Below are 17,014 nucleotides of genomic sequence, written 5' to 3' on the forward strand. Positions count from 1 at the left end.
TGATTATTGTTCTACACATGAACAAAGATTTTTGTCAAGATTAATTTAGATGTGCTTAATTTACTTTATCTTTGATTTATAAATATTCCATTATCTTAAAGTTTTGAGAAGTAGGTTGAGATTCTAAGTTTTTTAGGGAACTATTAGATACGCAGAACAAATAATATTCGTTTATGAACTTAAATTTAGAGGCATCAAGCAAAACAAGTCAGTCAAACAATAACTGGCATAATTTTGATAATTCATCGATGAATTTCAGCTATCAATCCGCAGTGAATGCACTTGGACAAAAAGCACTATCAGGACTGGAATTATCGTATTTATTCCAAGATACAGTCGCTTTAGTAGCTCAAATACTCAATGTCAAATACAGTAGAATCTGGCAATTACTTTCAGATAGTAATGCTTTGCGTCAAGTAGCTAGCATTGGCGAGAAACCTTTAGAAACAGACTTTGCTGAGATTAATGTCACAACTAATCACCAAATACAAAAGTTGTTGGAGAACACTCAGTTAATCGTTAATTTTAACACACCCAATTGTAAGATAGATGATTTAACTATTCCCTCTCCTGGTGATAGCGTTACTGGTTTGAGTGTGCTAATTCCAGGTGAGAGTAAGCCTTTAGGTTTGCTAGAAATATATGCTACTGAGGCGAAGAATTTTTCTTCAGATGACGTTCATTTTTTACAATCTATAACCCATATTTTAGCAACAGCAATTGAACGCAAGCGTTCTGAAGCATTAGTGTACACCCAAAGCCAAGTTTTAGAACAAGTTGCCTTTGGAGTCAACCTATATGAAATTTTTAACAACCTTTGTGTGTTGTTAGAGCAACAATTACCTGGGGCGTATTGCTCTATTTTAGTTGTAGATGAAGACAAGCGGCGACTACGGGGAGGAGCAGCACCCACTCTCCCAGAAGAATATGCTAAGGGTGTTGATGGTTTGATGATTGGTGAATTTTGTGGTTCTTGTGGTACTGCTGCTTATAGAGGAGATTCAGTATTTGCTACTGATATTGCTAATGATCCTTTATGGGCTGATTTCCGAGATTTCGCTTTGAGTTATAACATTAGAGCTTGTTGGTCATCACCTTTTACTTCGCAAACTGGTGAAGTTTTAGGGACATTTGCTATATCTCATAAATTTCCTTGTCATCCGACTCAGCATCATCTAGAAATTCTGAAAACCGCCACCCATATTGCCAGTATTGCTACAGAAACCTACAGAGCCGCAGCAGCTTTACAAAAGGCTAACAATGAATTAGAACGAAAGGTTTTAGAACGTACATCTGAATTAAGAAAGGCTCTACTGGACTTACAAAAGACACAAGCTCAACTGGTTCATAGTGAAAAAATGTCAAGTCTAGGACAAATGGTAGCAGGGATTGCTCATGAGATTAACAATCCTGTGAGTTTTATTACTGGTAATCTCAGATATGCAAATCAGTATATCAATGATTTACTAGATTTAATTGCGGTTTTTCAAGAGCAGTATCCCCAAATAAATCCCACCATAGCAGCCAAAATAAAATCTATCGAACTGGATTACTTGTGTGACGATTTACCTAAATTAATGGCATCTATGAGTACAGGTAGTGAGCGAATTACAGACATTGTTCTGGGCTTACGCAACTTTTCACGACTAGATGAAGCAAAAATTAAATCTGTAGATATTCATGAAGGCATAGATAATACATTGATGATTCTAAATCATCAGTTGACACTACCAAATAAATTACCTGATATTCAGATAGTTAAAGAATATGGTCAACTGCCCAAGATTAGTTGTTATGCAAACCAGTTGAATCAGGTTTTTATGAATATTATCAATAATGCAATTTATGCCTTAAAGGAGAATATGCAATATTGGCAGTCTGGAACTAAGATACCAACTATTCAAATAAAAACTTTTGTTGTAGACAATGAGAGGATTTTAATTAGTATCAAAGATAATGGACTTGGTATGAAGTCAGAGATTCAGGAACAGATATTTAATCCCTTTTTCACTACTAAACCTGTTGGTCAAGGAACTGGTTTAGGGTTATCAATCAGTCATCAGATTATTGTCGAAAAGCACCAGGGTAAACTCAGTTGTATCTCTGCATTAGGTAAGGGAACTGAATTTCAAATCGAAATTCCTATTCAGAATTTTCAGTAATCAGGAATAACATCAATTGACTCTTTACCTTAAAGTTGGGCTTTATCTTTTGTATAACTACCGATGTTCTTCCGGTGCGCTGGAGTTATTGCAGCGATGATTTGGCAAATGGCGGTAGGATTGCCCCAGAAGATGCTTACAAACAGATTAAAGCACTTTGGAAACAGTTGAAGCGCAGTAAAAAAAGATTGTTTATTGATGATGATTCACCAGATAAATCCTGAAATGACTCCCATTCCAGGTAAATATTGCTATCCAGTAAATAACGAATAGTCAATTCTAGATTCCCTTTCTTACATCTTAAGTGCGATCGCTCCTTTCAAATTTTCATGCTTCAATTACAATGCGATGGCTAAAAATCATTAAAAATAGAAAAGTAAGTTCATTGCCAAGTTATGAAACTCCAAGTTGTATTAGAACCCAGTAACGAAGGCGGATACACCGTCCATGTTCCCTCACTTCCTGGCTGTATCAGCGAAGGAGAAACAGTAGAAGAAGCATTAGAGAATATCCAAGAAGCAATAGAACTTTACCTAGAGCCATTGGAAGATGAATTGATTACTTTCCATCCTCCAATATCAATGTAGACTCAGCAGTACGCCCAAATTCTTCTGGTGCATATTGCAGGTGAACTTCTGCGCCAGGCCAGGAAAATGTCCCAGGGGTGACAGAACGGACTAAGTAATGCAAGCTATAAACTCCTGGTTCCAGGTGGTCGGCGTATGCGATAATGCGATCGCGGTACACATTCTTAAACCCAAGTTCCCAGCTATCGGCTTTTGCTTGTAATGCAGCCGTGGTAGTTTGAAAACTTGCATCCACCGCCTCAAAGCCTGCTGGTAGGGGATCTTTTATTATTATATGATCCACGGGGCGATCGCAGATGATTTCTAAACCAATATCAAACACCTGTCCAGAGGCTAAAGTCAAGGGTTTATCGAAAGCGTAAATCCCGGTTTTTTGTAAAACTTTCTCTTCATTTACTTGACTAATTTCTCGCGTTATGCGTAAACCGTTAAACTTACCTGGTTGATTTCCCTGCAAGCGATAATTATAAGCAACCAGATAGTGTAAAGTGCCATTACCTGATTTTTGCAGCGTTAAATCATTACGACCACGAGGTAATTGATTCATTGGCACATTTAGCTGTAAGCTAGGATTTTTGTAGCCATCAAAATGATTTTCTCCTAACTTATTATTAGCTAATTGCACAGTAGCAACAAAATTCGGCGGTGTGGGTTGCAGTTGACTATAATCGACCAAAGCTGTTAATGCTTGAGCATTATTATAGTTAGTTTGCCATGTGCCATCCCGTCGTAGTGCGAGAAGACTTTGGAATAACTTATCGATAACTTCGGGTTTACTTTGTTTGGCAATAAATAAGCGTAAAGCTTGCGCTTGCGTCGTCGTAGATGAACTCATCCATCCCCAACTGCTGGGTAAACTCACAACTGCTGTGCGACCAGTTTCATAGATATTCTGTTGCAGCTTGTTTAATAATTGTTGAGATTCATCTTGCCATTCTGGGAATTGAGATAAATATCGCGCTAGTTTAATTTGAGTTACTAAATCAAAATTATTGCGCTGTTCATAAATATCTGCAAGAAAAGTATTGCGTTTATCTCCCAGTTCTACTAAGGCGATTAAAGCATTAATTTGCAGTTGCCTTTTACAGAGTAGTTGTTTGCAAAAATCGTATTCTCCAGGATTCGCCAGAACTTTTTGTAAATAGGCTTTCAGGCGAGACAGCATTCCAGAATCGATTAAATTAGGGAACACCTGACTGGCTTTAGCCAAAGATTCACCCGCATAAGCAGAAACCCAAGGGTCAGATTTTTCCTGTCCGGGGAAAGCAGCAAAACCACCATCGGCTATTTGGAGTTTTTGTAATTGTTCGATTGCTAAATTAGCTTGTTGGCTAGGATTAAATTCTGCAAAGGTTTGACCATATTTTTGGGTGATAGTTTGCAAATTAGCCGCAATCATTAATTGACTCGCTGCCGGTTCTGTGAATGGCAAATCATTATCTTCTAAAACCTGCTTTGCTGGTGCTTGAATTTCCGGTATTAGAGTACTCGCCAACTGAATATCTAAACCTCCCGCATCAGGGAAGGTATTTTTATCAACATTCAGGGGAATTTTCACATTATCCCCCCCTTTCGTAAGGGGGGTTGGGGGGATTACACCAGTTTCAACAACTTGTTCTGTAATTTCAATTGGCTTAATTTCCAAAGGAACTTCAAAAGCATCTGCGGCTGTGCCATTTAGCTGAGTGGTAAAGCGAACCTTCCCAACTCCCAGACTATCCGCCACCATTGGAAAGCGATAAGCGTGAGTTGCAGATTCAGCTTTGGTTTGCAAAGCAGTAGTTGTGGGGTTTTTGTCAGCAAACTTTACATTACCGCTAAGTTCGCCATTAATTGAGATATTTCCTGTATTTCCGGTGTTGTTGGTGACGGATAAACCAGCGAGAATGCGATCGCCTGGACGGGCAAATTGTGGCAAGATGGCATTAGTTAGCAGTGGCTTGGTGGTGATAAACGTCGCGTCCCCATTCCCGAAATGCAGATTTCCATCAGTGGCCACAGCCATCACTCGCCATGTAGTTAAATCATCCGGCAATTTAAAAGTTACCTGTGCATTCCCATTAGCATCAGTGAGGACAGAACCGTTGTAATAGGCTAAGGCTTTAAAATCGGTGCGAGTGCGAGTATTAGCTGCACCGGTTGAGAAACCACCGCCATAACCCCAACCTTTGGGTTTAGCTACATCTTGTGGTTGTAATATGACATCTGGGCGATTATCGCTAAAACGGGTAGATATTGTCTGTTCTGCATAAACTGTATCCACTAAATCTGGTGGACGATAACCAGAAAGTTGTAACACCGCCTCATTTACCACCATGACTGTAAACTGTCCTTTGGTGGGATTGCCTTGATTATCCTTCAATTCCAATTGTATTGTTTCTTCTGCACCAGGTTCTAATGATGCTTGCACTGGCTTAACTTGCAGTTTTAAATACTTATCCTCTAAGTTAACTTTAAAAGATGCAAAACCAATCTTCACCAAGTTATCTAAACTTCCCGCTTCCACTTGGCTTATGGGTTTACCTTGTCTGACTAAGACAGCTTCAATGGCTGCATTTGGCAGCATTTCTGGCGTAACTTGAAACTGAATTTGTGGTGCGCTTCCTTGAATTTTGGTAACTTGCTGATAAAGGGGTTTGTCTTTAATCACAGCAAAGTACAATTCTGCATCTGGATAAGGAGATTGAATTAGTACTGTAGCGGTTTCACCAGGTTTAAACTCTTGTTTATCTAATTTAACTTCTAAGATATCTTTTTCTCTCGAACCCCAAAATACTGGATTTTCTCCAGTTGCCCAAATTTGTAAGTCTGTGGCACTTAATTCGGATTTTGCATCGCTAAAATTCACTCTAATCCGGTATGAACCAGATTCCGGTGCTGTCAAACTTACCGATTGCGGATTGTTAGCAGATGTAATTTCTGTTTGTCCGACTGTTTTATATTCAACTTGATTTTTTGGCGTTCGGCTACCTTCAACTAATTGGGTGACGCTGCTGTATTTAATCTCTTGTAATTCCAGGCGCACTCGTTGACCTGTTATCGGTTTTCCTGTAGGATCAGTGACAACCACATCAATAGGAAAAGCCTTACCAGCATCAGTAATAAAATTACTTTTTAACCCAATTAGACGATTACTTGGTAAAGCTGTAAAAGTTTTGGAATTCGCTACAGATAGATTAGAAACATCTGCAACTTGTACATCTACTTGATAAGTCATAGGATATGGTAAATCATTAGCCACACTCACTGTTTGACTACTTTTACCATTAGCATCTAGTTGGGCATTATTTTGCAACACATCACTAGATATAGTAGGAGTTTCCTCTGGCCATAACCACTGCCGACCAAAAGTAAATTCTTCCCAACCTTTGGGAAGAAAATTAGCTTGTTGACGAGTAATAAAGTATTTTGCTTCTCCACCTTCTACAGGGGCACCAAATAAATAATTGCTGGTAGCATTAATATCAACTTTATCGTCAATATAAGCAAATTCTTTATCGAGATTGAGTTCGACTTTAAAGTTGGGTGGCTTAAACTCAGCTACCCGAAATTCTCCAGAAAGTTCTTGTCCATTTTTACCCTTAGCCTGGATTGTATGATAGCCTAAGCGCTGAGTAGTTTTGATTGGTAATTCCAGAGAAAATGTGCCAAATTCATTTGTAGTTTGCGTACCTAAGTTGGTCTTTTGTCCATCAGGATTTACTAAAGTTAATTGGTAAACGGCATTTTTATCTTGCTGAATTGTGCCATTTTGCAATAAGCCAGCAAAACCAGTAAACCAAGCTTTTTCGCCTGGTTGATATAACTGTCTGTCTGAGAAAATTATCCCGCGTGATTCTGGCTTACCATCTTGCCAACCTGCATCAATACCGTAGCCATAAACGCCGCTATATTCTTCAGTTCTAGCGAATGCCCAGTCTTGGTTTTCACGGGCAATTACTAATAATTGTGGTGATTTACTAGAACTTTCATTCCCAGGATAACATTGCTGTAATCCTTCACGAACAATTCTAAAAATTCCATTTTCATTAGTTTTACCCGTTGCACAAGGTACTGGTTCAGGGCGAGATTTTGCTTGTAATTTTGATTGATAAATTTCCACAGCAGCCGCTTGAACTGGTGAACCATCTGTAAGATGATTGACGCGAATTAAACCTGATTCAGGAAACCACTGAGTAAATACGCCCAAATTCGTCAATTCAACCATGCCATAAGTAGTAGGTTCTCGCCATAATTCCTTTCCATTCTCCTGATATTTATTAGTGCGGGCTTGCACTCCATAAGCTAACATTCCTGTAGCTGCACTTATTTTTTCTCGGAGAGGAACAGCAATATCAACTGATTGATTTTTCTTACCCAATACCTTAAAGCTTTGCCAATCAGAAGGTTGTGGTAATAAATCATTACTATTATTAAAATAAACTAAATCTGTTGGTTTAACTGCTCGATAAGCTGCTTTGTATTTAGATTCTGGTAGATTTCCGGTACTAATATTTAGCTGTAAATTTTTACCTGTGGGGAAAATATTCAAATCTGATGGTACCCAGATATCCCCAGCTAAATCTCCAGTATCATATTTAAGTGTGACAGGTTTACCCAAAGTCTGCCCAAACTTATCTTTGAGATTTCCGCCGATAGTAATTGTATAAGTTTTAGCAGGTTCTAGCGCATAAGGATTGATGCCGACAATTTTATCTTCATCATTTATTTGGATGATTCTCGAAATGTCTTTTGGCGCTGGATTAATGGTAATACTTTCTTTAGCTGAATCTGGCAGTAGAACGTTATTAAATTCTAGCTGAGGACTGCCTTTAATAAATCGTCCAAATGTTCCACCTGAATCTGGCTGTCCGTAAAAGTTAATTTTCTGGAATGCCAAAGGTGAATAAGTTACTAACTTACTGGCAAATTCTTTCTCTGTCGGAAGATTGCCATAAGCAGGGAGTATTCCAGGAGAAAAGACTAGGCGATAAGGGGTTGCCTTTTCGAGATTTTGCTGGGGGATAAGATTATAAATCCAATTGCGGGTTGAAGGGTCAAATTTTTCTAAAGGATTTTCTTCATTTTTTAATGGTTTTTCTTCTTTGTTTAATTCGACTTTGAAGCCTACACCCTTGTTTTGTCCTTCAGGAATTAACTGTAAATGTTCTTGTATAGAAGCTAAATTTAATTCTACGTTGGAAGTAACTTGTAGCTTTTGTTGTAAATCAATTGGTTCGATATCAGCCTTCTCAATGGGATTGACACCGGGTAAATTAGTTAAACTAATAGATTCGGTGTTGAAAGTCCAAGGTAAATCTTTGTCTAAGCGATGATTTTTTAAATCGGCTAAACCTGCTTTGAGAGTGACTTGAAATCTTGTCGCTATTGGCAATGCTTTCTCAGCTTGAAAGCCTACCATGCGCGGTGTCAAAAAGCGAAATTGACCGGGTAAAGGCGGCCAAAGAGCAAATTTTTCTAAGATTTTCTGTTGTTCTGGATTGTCAAGACTTTCAACTGGGATTAAAGCTTCTTTAAAACGAATGCGGATTTGGTTGAGAGGTTTTGCATCGCCAATGGGACTTATTTGTTCAATCCAGTCTGGCAATTTTGGTGGTGTGATTGGGGATACTGCTGGGAGTTGTTCTTTATTTGAGTTGATACTAAAAAAATTACATCCTGTCATCGCTAATGTAAACGTAAAGAGAAGAAGAAACTGTATCCTTCTCTTCTGGCGTGAGGAATGGCTAATTTTTTTTAACGAACCGCCAAGTACGCCAAGGACGCTAAGTAAGAAATAGAGAATTTTATGGTAGGAACGGAGTAAAAATTTTATAATCATATTTTTAGTAGTTCAAAATAAAAAATTCACAAGTTATAGCGAACAAAAGTTTGCATACCTTATTGAGTTGGCAATGCCAAGACGAATAAAGGATGCTAGATGACTATTTTTTACCTAGATTTTGGATTTAACTATGTTTATTTACATAGATAACCAATCAATTGTGATTGTTCCTAAAAATCACTACAATTCTTAACTATGAATAAGTATTTAATTTCTGCAAATATTAATTTACATCTGCTAAGTGATTTTAAATAAATTATTAAGGATTTGATATATTTGCTGATGTAGATGTAATCAGTGCGTCAAAATTAAGGTAGGTTTTCTTGGGTAGGGATTCCCTGATGAAACTAATTTTACGATCGCTACTCCAAATGAGGCATAGTAGCAAAGTTATCCTAGCTGTACTGCTAATCTGCCTGATTATCCGCTCGTTACCTTATTTTGCACCCGTCCGGGTCGCAGATATTGCCCAAAATCAGTTGGCAATGCAATTTAGCGATCGCAATGGTTTACCATTAGGAACATTACTCACCCGTGACCAAGAACATACATCAGTAGTCGCACTAAATCAAGTTTCGCCCCAGTTTACACATGCCATTTTAGCCGCCGAAGATGGCAGCTTTTACCATCACGGCGCGTTGGATATGAAAGCTGTTATCCGCGCCAGCAAAGAAGCCATCCACGCGAAACGAATTGTTTCCGGCGCTTCTACTATTACTATGCAGTTGGCGCGAATGTTAGATCCTGTCCCCCGCAGCTTCTCTGGTAAACTGAGTGAAATTTGGCTATCTTGGCGGTTAACAGCAGGGATGAATAAAGATGAAATTCTCTCTGCATACATTAATCGGCTACCAATGGGCGGGAATATATATGGTGTAGAAGCAGCCGCACAGACTTATTTTTCTATCCCAGCGAGTGAGTTGAATCTTGCCCAAGCTAGTTTGTTGGCCGCTATCCCTAATAATCCCACATACTTTAACCCTTATGAACATTGGCAACGGTTGAAGCAGCGACAAAAATACGTCCTTAATCGTATGGTAGAGGAAAAGTATATTAGTGGAGCGATCGCAGCCCGAACACACACCGAAAAAGTTGTGTTTCAATCTCGCCCACGAGGAATTATCGCCGCACCACACTTTTTATTTTGGTTAGCCAATCAAATCCCCCCAACTCCCCTTGAAAAGCAGGGCTGGGGCGATAAATCCGTTATTCGCACGACTATAAATCGCCCTTTACAGCAGTTTGTCGAAGCACAGGTACAGCAGGTGATTTTTTCCCTCGCCGCTAATAATGTTCATGATGCAGCTGCGTTGGTAATTGACAATCACACTGGTGAAGTATTGGCTTATGTCGGTTCACCTGATTACTTTAATCAAGCCAAACTAGGACGCAATGATGGAGTGCAAGCCCTACGTCAACCAGGTTCTACCCTCAAGCCATTTGTGTATGAATTAGCTTTAGAAAAAGGCTTAATTCGTCCAAATACAATTTTGGCAGATGTCCCTACCCGTTATGCAATTCCCGGTGCAAGACTTTACAGCCCAACTGATTATACCGAAAGGTTTCTTGGCCCTGTGCGGGTGCGAATCGCCTTAGCAAATTCTCTAAATGTACCCGCAGTAAGGGTTTTAGAAAAAGTAGGTGTGGAAACTTTCTTAGAACGACTCCATCAACTTGGGTTTGAAAACCTCAATCAAACCCCAGAACATTATGGTTTAGGTTTAACTCTCGGTAGTGGCGAAGTCAGTTTATGGGAATTAGCCCGTGCCTACCTTACTATGGCACGACTCGGAGAAGCTACGCCGCTAGTAAGCACATTTTCTGATTTCCCAATCCAAAATCCCAAACTTGTACTGAGCGCAGTCGAAGTATCTAAAATCCAAAATTCGACGACAATATGGCAATTAATCACTCATATCCTCAGTGATAATCATTCTCGTGCGACAGCCTTTGGTGTAGACTCAGTATTAAATTTACCCTTTCCTGTTGCTGTCAAAACTGGCACTTCTTCCAATTTTCGTGATACTTGGACAGTTGGCTTCACTACCGATTACACCGTCGCTACTTGGGTAGGCAATTTCAACGGCGAACCGATGCGACAAGTCTCAGGTGTGACAGGGGCTGCACCTTTGTGGAATCGAATTATGTTACACTTGCACGAACATCAAGAACCAGCAGCTTTTCCGCCTCCAGAAGGTTTAGTGCAATTACCTATTTGTGCAATTTCGGGGTTACGACCAACACCAGATTGTACCTCAGTGGTGCAGGAATATTTCTATCCAGAAGATAAAATTGGCTACGAAAGTGACAATCAATTTAATTTACCACCAGAGTATAACGAGTGGTTGGCAAAACAACAGCAATCGAGTCTTGTTTCTAGCAATTTGAGAATTTTATCTCCCCATCATGGCGATTTATTTTTACTCTATCCGGGTGAAGAAGCAAAGCAAAAACTCGAATTTAAGCTAGCGGGAAATAAATCTGCATCTGTAGAATGGTGGCTAAATGGCGAAAAGTTAGATACAAACCCAGCTAATGCTTTATTTTGGAATTTACGTCCTGGTAAGTGGACTTTGGAAGCGAGAAGCGGGGAAATGAGCGATAAGGTAAGTTTTCAGGTGGAATTAGCTAATATTAAACCTACTCGTCGAGGATTTTCTATTAGTAATTCTCAGGTAAAGGGGAATCGTCCATAATTAAAATAATTCGTAATTCGTAATTCGTAATTCGTAATTAAGTAATGCATAGGGAATTTTGACCCCACCGCAAAACTTGTCGCGCAATGTAGGGACTTCCAAATAAAAAAATACTCTAACTACTTCTTGTGGGGCGGACAAGATGTCCACCCCACAAGATTGGATAATTTATTTCTTGGAAGTCTCATAAGCGAGGGACTTAGACCCCTCACAAATATTAAATAGCAAGGCAATGCAGTGCTAGAGGGCATTGATTAAAAAAGGCAGGGATTACCTGCCTAGTTCCGTTAAACAGTTTGATGAGTAAACTATTGCAGATCGTATTGACAAAGCCATTGCAAGATTATGTCAAAGGTGTGACCAGAAATTAATACGCTTGGGTTAGCTCTAAAAACCTAGAAAATCCCAAATGAGTATATATATTTGCTTACCACGTCTGCTTCATAGGAATCTCAACTACAAACTCTGTACGCCTACCAGGTGCAGAAATACATTTGATTTTTCCCTTATGGTTCTATAAAGAGTTTGAGGAACTTGTGAAGGCTATGGATCATTTCTTATTTGTCATTGGTGAGTGTTTCAGGTATATTTATGTTTCTTAACAATGAGTAAATAGATCATGTTCCCTCTGCTAAAAACATACCCCTTTCCTACGGAATGCTCTGTGAACGGGGAAATGAAGTACGTGCAACGACTTCTGTGGAGTATTATCTTTGTAATATTCTTCAGCCTGACTAGCATCTTCATACTTCCTGCTGCCACCTGGGCGGCCACTTCTAGCTTGGGAGTTGACAATAGTCATCTTGCTCCTTGTCCCCCTTCTCCGAACTGTGCTGTCAGTCAAGATGCTGATTCCAAACATAGCATTGACCCGATCGCATATCATGTAGACCTCAATACAGCACGAGCAACTTTACTCAAGGTTCTTAGTGTTGTTCCACGTACAGAGGTTATCCAACAGACAGATAATTACATCCATGCTCTTTCTAAGAGTCGGATATTCAAATTTGTGGATGATGTCGAGTTTTATTTCCCTGCTAATGAGTCAGTAATTCATCTGCGTTCGGCATCACGTCTTGGAGACTCGGATTTTGGTGTAAACCGCAGACGTTTGGAGCAAATTCGTCTGGCACTGCGTGATTTAAAAATTTGATTTGTGGTTTGTAGTGAGTTCGCGCGGTCTTGGTGGTTTCCTCCATGAGCGACTAACAAACCCGTAGAGTAAGGACTTTAGTGCTTGAAAGTCAAGAACTAAAGTTCTTATTATCAGCTATTAAGCATTTATACATCTGTCGCATTAAAAAGTTTTTAGCCTTCGCCTTTTTGTCAATGTTTCTGATTCTTAAAGTTAAGATGATAAGAGAAAAGTTTGAGAAACTTATGAGGACATTTCAATTAGATTGTCTTTATAAATTTTGGTTATATGAAAGTATAAAAGTTTATTCGGCACAAATCTGATCCTACAGGTCACTACCCTAAAGCGATACCTTTCCTAACGGAACGCTACGCGAACGGTGAGCTTCTCTACGAGACGCTCCGCGAACGCTAACGCAGAACTTTTCGGTCTACTGAAGTTGCTAGAGTAATAATAAACTTCGTTCCCTGACCAGAAATTGACGAACAGTTGATTTGTCCATTGTGTTTATCGATAATAATTTGGTAGCTAATAGCTAATCCTAGCCCAGTTCCCTTTCCCACAGCCTTAGTTGTAAAAGATGGCTCAAAAATTCTAGCTTGCACTTCAGGAGGCATACCAAGAGCGTTATCTTCGATGCAAATTGTCACGGTTTGTTGCTGATGCTGGACTGATGTAGCGATCGTGATGGTGTAAGGGTTAGCAGTAGCTATTTCCTGAACTGAGCGGTTTTGATAGAGGTCATCAAATGCATCAATAGCATTGGCGACAATATTCATAAATACCTGATTCAGTTGTCCGGGATAGCAAGAGATTGGAGGTAACTCACCATATTGTTTGACAACCTCGATTATAGGGCGTTCTCCTTGGTCTTTGAGCCGATGTTTTAATAGCATTAAGGTACTATCAATTCCTTCGTGAATCTGAAACTCTACCATAGATGAGATATCAGATCGAGCAAAGGTTCTTAGAGAAAGGCTGATATCCCTCAAACGACTAATTCCCTGATCCATTGATCTCAGAATTTTTGGTAAATCTTCAACCAGATACTCTAAGTCAATTTCTTCAACAAGTTCTTCAATTTCTGGGTCTGGATGTGGTAGCTTTTGCTGTTGGAGATTTACTAAACGTAGGAGATCCTTGACATATCCCTCAATATGAGAGCAATTTCCACTAATAAAACCAATCGGGTTATTAATCTCATGACCTATCCCTGCAATAAGTTGTCCAAGAGTGGACATTTTCTCACTCTGGATTAGTTGTAGTTGGGTGTTTTGTAACTGTTGGAGAGATTGGGTTAATTCGGCGGTGCGTTCTTGCACTCTTTGTTCGAGGGTACGGGTAAGATGGGAGATTTTCAGATGTAACTTTAATCGAGCAATGACTTCTTCTTGCTGGAAGGGTTTGGTAATATAATCAACTGCACCAATTTCCAGCCCTTTCACTTTGTCTGTGGCATCGGCCAAGGCAGTCATAAAAATGATCGGAATATTCTGAGTGATGGAATTAGCTTTCAACCTGCGGCAAGTTTCAAATCCATCAATACCGGGCATCATGACATCTAGGAGAATAAGATCGGGAGCAGCGTATTCTGTTTGTTCGATGGCGGATTCTCCATCGGTTGCCATCAGTGTTTTCCAGCCATATCCCTGAATCGCTTCTGATAGCACTTTAAGATTGTTGGGATTGTCATCTACCAAAAGGATATGCATTGGCTTTAAGAGAGGTTCGATCATCATTGACGTGACTCGGTTATTACAAAAGATTTAAGGAACTTACGGATTTTTCCGGTTTGGAAGTTGACAGTAAATTTGCTCAACTCATTTGCGAAAGGAGTTAGCTGACCGTCTTGCTTAATTAACTCTTTTATGATTCCCTCAATTGCCAGAATATCTCCCATCATTGCCAGATGATAAAGTTGTTGTAAAACATCCTGTGATGGCAGAACCAATTCAGCATCAGCTTTCTGCTCAGGCTGGTAAAATGACTTTTGAGGTGTGGATTGATCGTAAATCCACTCCACTTTTAGCAGCGATAGCTTCGCTGCTGCCTCGAAGGCAGAACGCAGTGCATTAAATAGTTCATCAATTTGCAGAGGTTTTGGCAAAAATGCTGTGGCCCCTGCCTGAAAACTCCGTTGCCGACTTTCCTCGAAGACGCTGGCACTAGAGACAATAATTGGAATAGAACGAGTTTGTGGATTTTCTTGTAAATGAACCATTAACTCAAAGCCATCCATGTTAGGCATAGCTAAATCAAGGAGAATCACATCCGGGTGATGTTCAGTTACCATCTGTAGCGCATATTTGCCATCGCTTGCTTCCAGGGTTTGACAGCCAATTTCTTGGAGCAAACTGGTCAACATCAAACAGTGGTTAGTATCATCATCGACAATGAGAATTTGAGGCGCAGTACCCCGAATTCCGGTGATTTTCTGATGGGTTGGGGCTACTGCTGTGCCCGTCTTAGACATTGCTTCTATTTGCCAGTCATGGGAAACTGGTACTGGTACTATCAAATCTAGCCAAAAGAGACTACCTTCACCCAGATGACTCTGTACTTGAATTTGGCTGCCCATCAATGCCGCAATTCTTTGACTGATTGCTAATCCCAAGCCAGTCCCTTCAGATTTCCGCCCTGCTTCACCTACTTGCTCAAAAGCCAAAAAGATTTTCTCTAGTTGGTCTGATGACATCCCAATACCTGTATCTTCAATCTGGAAGCGAATCTTCTGATGTGTCATTTGTTCATTGTCATTTGTCATTTGTTTAAACTCTTGCTCAATGACCAATGACGAATGACTCATGACATCTACTTTGAAGTTGACGCTACCGTTGTCTGTGAATTTGATAGCATTACCTAGTAAGTTGATCAAAACTTGCCTTAGTCGCTTTTCATCAACTTCAATGGCAACTGGTAGGCGATCGCTGATTAAAATATTCAATGAAATCCCTTTCTGTTTTGCTCGGATACTGCAAATTTCAGTGACACCATGCAAAAAAGTGGGCAGATGTATATTAGTCGCAACCAATTCTAATTTCCGAGCTTCAATCTTTGAAAGGTCGAGAATATCATTGATTAGCATCAGCAGGTGTGTGCCACATTGGTGGATAATGCTGACACCTTCCAGATTTTTCTCTGTCATATTTGGCGATACTTCTAGCACCTGAGCAAAACCAAGGATGCCATTAAGCGGTGTGCGTAGTTCGTGGCTCATATTTGCCAAAAACTCGCTCTTTGCTTCGTTAGCAGCATCAGCAGCTTGCTTGGCCTCAAGCAGTTCATGAGTTCGCTCTTCAACTTTGAACTCCAGAGTTTTGGAATAATCTAATAGTTGAGCATTGGCAATTTCTAGCTGCTGATTTGCTTCTTCTAACTGTCTCTGTTTATAGGCATTTGTTGTTGCAATCACACTGCTGATGAATGCGGCTAAAGCGGGTGTGACTGGAATCAGAATGCCATGTAAAAATATCCCATAGCCACCCCCCACAAACACACCACAGATGCCTATAGTTGCCCAGAGAATTTTGCCACCAAGAATCCGCAGCCTACGACTGGATAAGAACCAACTACCACTAGAACCGATCGCAGACCATAAGATAATCCAGAGCGACACAGCCCCGCCAGAAAGGCCGTACAGGTTTGTCTTCCCTGTTTTTGCCCCTTGCACCAGTTGATGGGCAATATTGGCATGGACAACAACCCCAGGCATCGTTTTTTGGGCAGAGATCCAGGAGGAACTGAAGGGTGTGTTGAAGAAGTCATTGGTACTAGCGGCCGCTGATCCAATAAATACCATGCGATCGCGCATGAGGTTGGCTGGAATTCTCCCTGCTAAGACATCGCGCATGGCAACTGTCCGAAATGCCGCGTCTGTTCCATGCCAATTGAGCAGAATTTGATAGCCGCCTGAATCAGCATCAGAGTAGCCTGCTTCTTGATTGTTTAGTGGTATGTAAATTGCTTTACCCAACTGAAACTTTTGCTGCTTGGGGTCAATACTTTCTAAGGTAATCTTGTCAGCTTCTAGGTACTTGAGCGCTACAAGAGTTGCTAGCCCAGCTTTGAGCGTGTTTTGCTCTTTGGCATCAACTGCCGTCAGGAGGGCGCGACGGACAAAGCGATCGCCATCCAACACCAAATCTGCTAACCCTACTTGATCGAGTTTCTTCAACTCCGGTGGCGGATTGACGCGCTCACCAGTGATTTTCTCAACGCCGATCAAATTAGGAGTGCTGCGGAAGATTTTTACAAGTTCTTCATGTCCGCTTCCCTCCGGTAAATCTCGATAGAGATCCAGTCCGATGGCTCTGGGTTGCTGCGCCCGAATCTTTTCTAGTAACTTTGCTAATGCCCAATCTGGAATTGGCCATTTACGCACCGATTGAATATCGCGTTCATCGATTGTGACAATCACAATTTCATCTGCGATCGTCTCCTGTGATCGCTGACGAACCCATTCATCACGAATTTTCCATTCAGGCAAATTGAAAAATCCCAACGATTGCCCGACAATGACAGTCAGGGCAACAGTGGGAGTAATAATCAAAACGCTACGAGTCTGTTGGATAAAGGTTTGGAATCTGCGCCACATGGTGACTGGGGAGTAG

At 40.4% G+C, this 17,014-nt stretch carries 8 protein-coding genes; 5 read left to right on the forward strand and 3 right to left on the reverse strand.

Annotated elements, in window-relative coordinates:
* Window positions 1-173: 173 nt before the first annotated feature.
* The 3 genes from HWQ36_RS28230 to HWQ36_RS28240 all read left to right on the forward strand — a co-directional run bounded on the left by HWQ36_RS28230 (window position 174) and on the right by HWQ36_RS28240 (window position 2,749).
* Entirely contained in the window at window positions 174-2,162 is a 1,989-nt protein-coding gene (locus tag HWQ36_RS28230) for an ATP-binding protein (RefSeq protein WP_292708989.1), read from the forward strand.
* A 35-nt stretch (window positions 2,163-2,197) separates the two neighbouring features.
* On the forward strand, window positions 2,198-2,386 hold the full coding sequence (locus tag HWQ36_RS28235; RefSeq protein WP_292709066.1) for a hypothetical protein: 189 nt from the start codon (window positions 2,198-2,200) through the stop codon (window positions 2,384-2,386).
* Between the two features lie 171 nt (window positions 2,387-2,557).
* On the forward strand, window positions 2,558-2,749 hold the full coding sequence (locus HWQ36_RS28240) for a type II toxin-antitoxin system HicB family antitoxin (protein ID WP_292708991.1): 192 nt from the start codon (window positions 2,558-2,560) through the stop codon (window positions 2,747-2,749).
* Here the strand turns inward: HWQ36_RS28240 and HWQ36_RS28245 are convergent.
* The gene (locus tag HWQ36_RS28245) at window positions 2,721-8,414 is read right to left on the reverse strand and encodes an alpha-2-macroglobulin (RefSeq protein ID WP_292708993.1); all 5,694 of its coding nucleotides are present in this window, start codon (window positions 8,412-8,414) and stop codon (window positions 2,721-2,723) included. The genes HWQ36_RS28240 and HWQ36_RS28245 overlap by 29 nt on opposite strands.
* Before the next feature lie 500 nt (window positions 8,415-8,914).
* On the opposite strand from HWQ36_RS28245, the gene pbpC reads away from it, so the two are divergent.
* Window positions 8,915-11,269 carry a penicillin-binding protein 1C gene (gene pbpC, locus HWQ36_RS28250; RefSeq protein ID WP_292708995.1) on the forward strand — a complete coding sequence of 785 codons (2,355 nt, stop codon included), beginning with the start codon at window positions 8,915-8,917 and terminating at the stop codon, window positions 11,267-11,269.
* Window positions 11,270-11,945: 676 nt separating this feature from the next.
* Complete coding sequence (locus tag HWQ36_RS28255) at window positions 11,946-12,422, forward strand: DUF1499 domain-containing protein (protein WP_292708997.1); 477 nt, start codon at window positions 11,946-11,948, stop codon at window positions 12,420-12,422.
* Window positions 12,423-12,814: 392 nt separating this feature from the next.
* Here the strand turns inward: HWQ36_RS28255 and HWQ36_RS28260 are convergent, their stop codons facing one another.
* Together HWQ36_RS28260 and HWQ36_RS28265 are read right to left on the reverse strand one after the other, a co-directional pair.
* Window positions 12,815-14,143, reverse strand: coding sequence for a response regulator (locus HWQ36_RS28260; protein WP_292708999.1), 1,329 nt, complete (start codon window positions 14,141-14,143; stop codon window positions 12,815-12,817).
* Entirely contained in the window at window positions 14,140-16,998 is a 2,859-nt protein-coding gene (locus HWQ36_RS28265; protein WP_292709001.1) for a CHASE2 domain-containing protein, read from the reverse strand. Before HWQ36_RS28265 ends, HWQ36_RS28260 begins: the two co-directional genes overlap by 4 nt.
* Window positions 16,999-17,014: the final 16 nt, after the last annotated feature.

This window comes from Nostoc sp. NMS2, from assembly GCF_017115105.1.
In the GTDB taxonomy this organism is placed as follows: domain Bacteria; phylum Cyanobacteriota; class Cyanobacteriia; order Cyanobacteriales; family Nostocaceae; genus Nostoc.

Bases quoted from the DNA above. Each gene is read 5' to 3' on its own strand.
- HWQ36_RS28230 (WP_292708989.1), top strand. From the start codon at position 174: ATGAACTTAAATTTAGAGGCATCAAGCAAAACAAGTCAGTCAAACAAT.
- HWQ36_RS28240 (WP_292708991.1), top strand. From the start codon at position 2,558: ATGAAACTCCAAGTTGTATTAGAACCCAGTAACGAAGGCGGATACACC.
- HWQ36_RS28245 (WP_292708993.1), bottom strand. From the start codon at position 8,414: ATGACAGGATGTAATTTTTTTAGTATCAACTCAAATAAAGAACAACTC.
- pbpC (WP_292708995.1), top strand. From the start codon at position 8,915: ATGAAACTAATTTTACGATCGCTACTCCAAATGAGGCATAGTAGCAAA.
- HWQ36_RS28255 (WP_292708997.1), top strand. From the start codon at position 11,946: ATGAAGTACGTGCAACGACTTCTGTGGAGTATTATCTTTGTAATATTC.
- HWQ36_RS28260 (WP_292708999.1), bottom strand. From the start codon at position 14,143: ATGATGATCGAACCTCTCTTAAAGCCAATGCATATCCTTTTGGTAGAT.
- HWQ36_RS28265 (WP_292709001.1), bottom strand. From the start codon at position 16,998: ATGTGGCGCAGATTCCAAACCTTTATCCAACAGACTCGTAGCGTTTTG.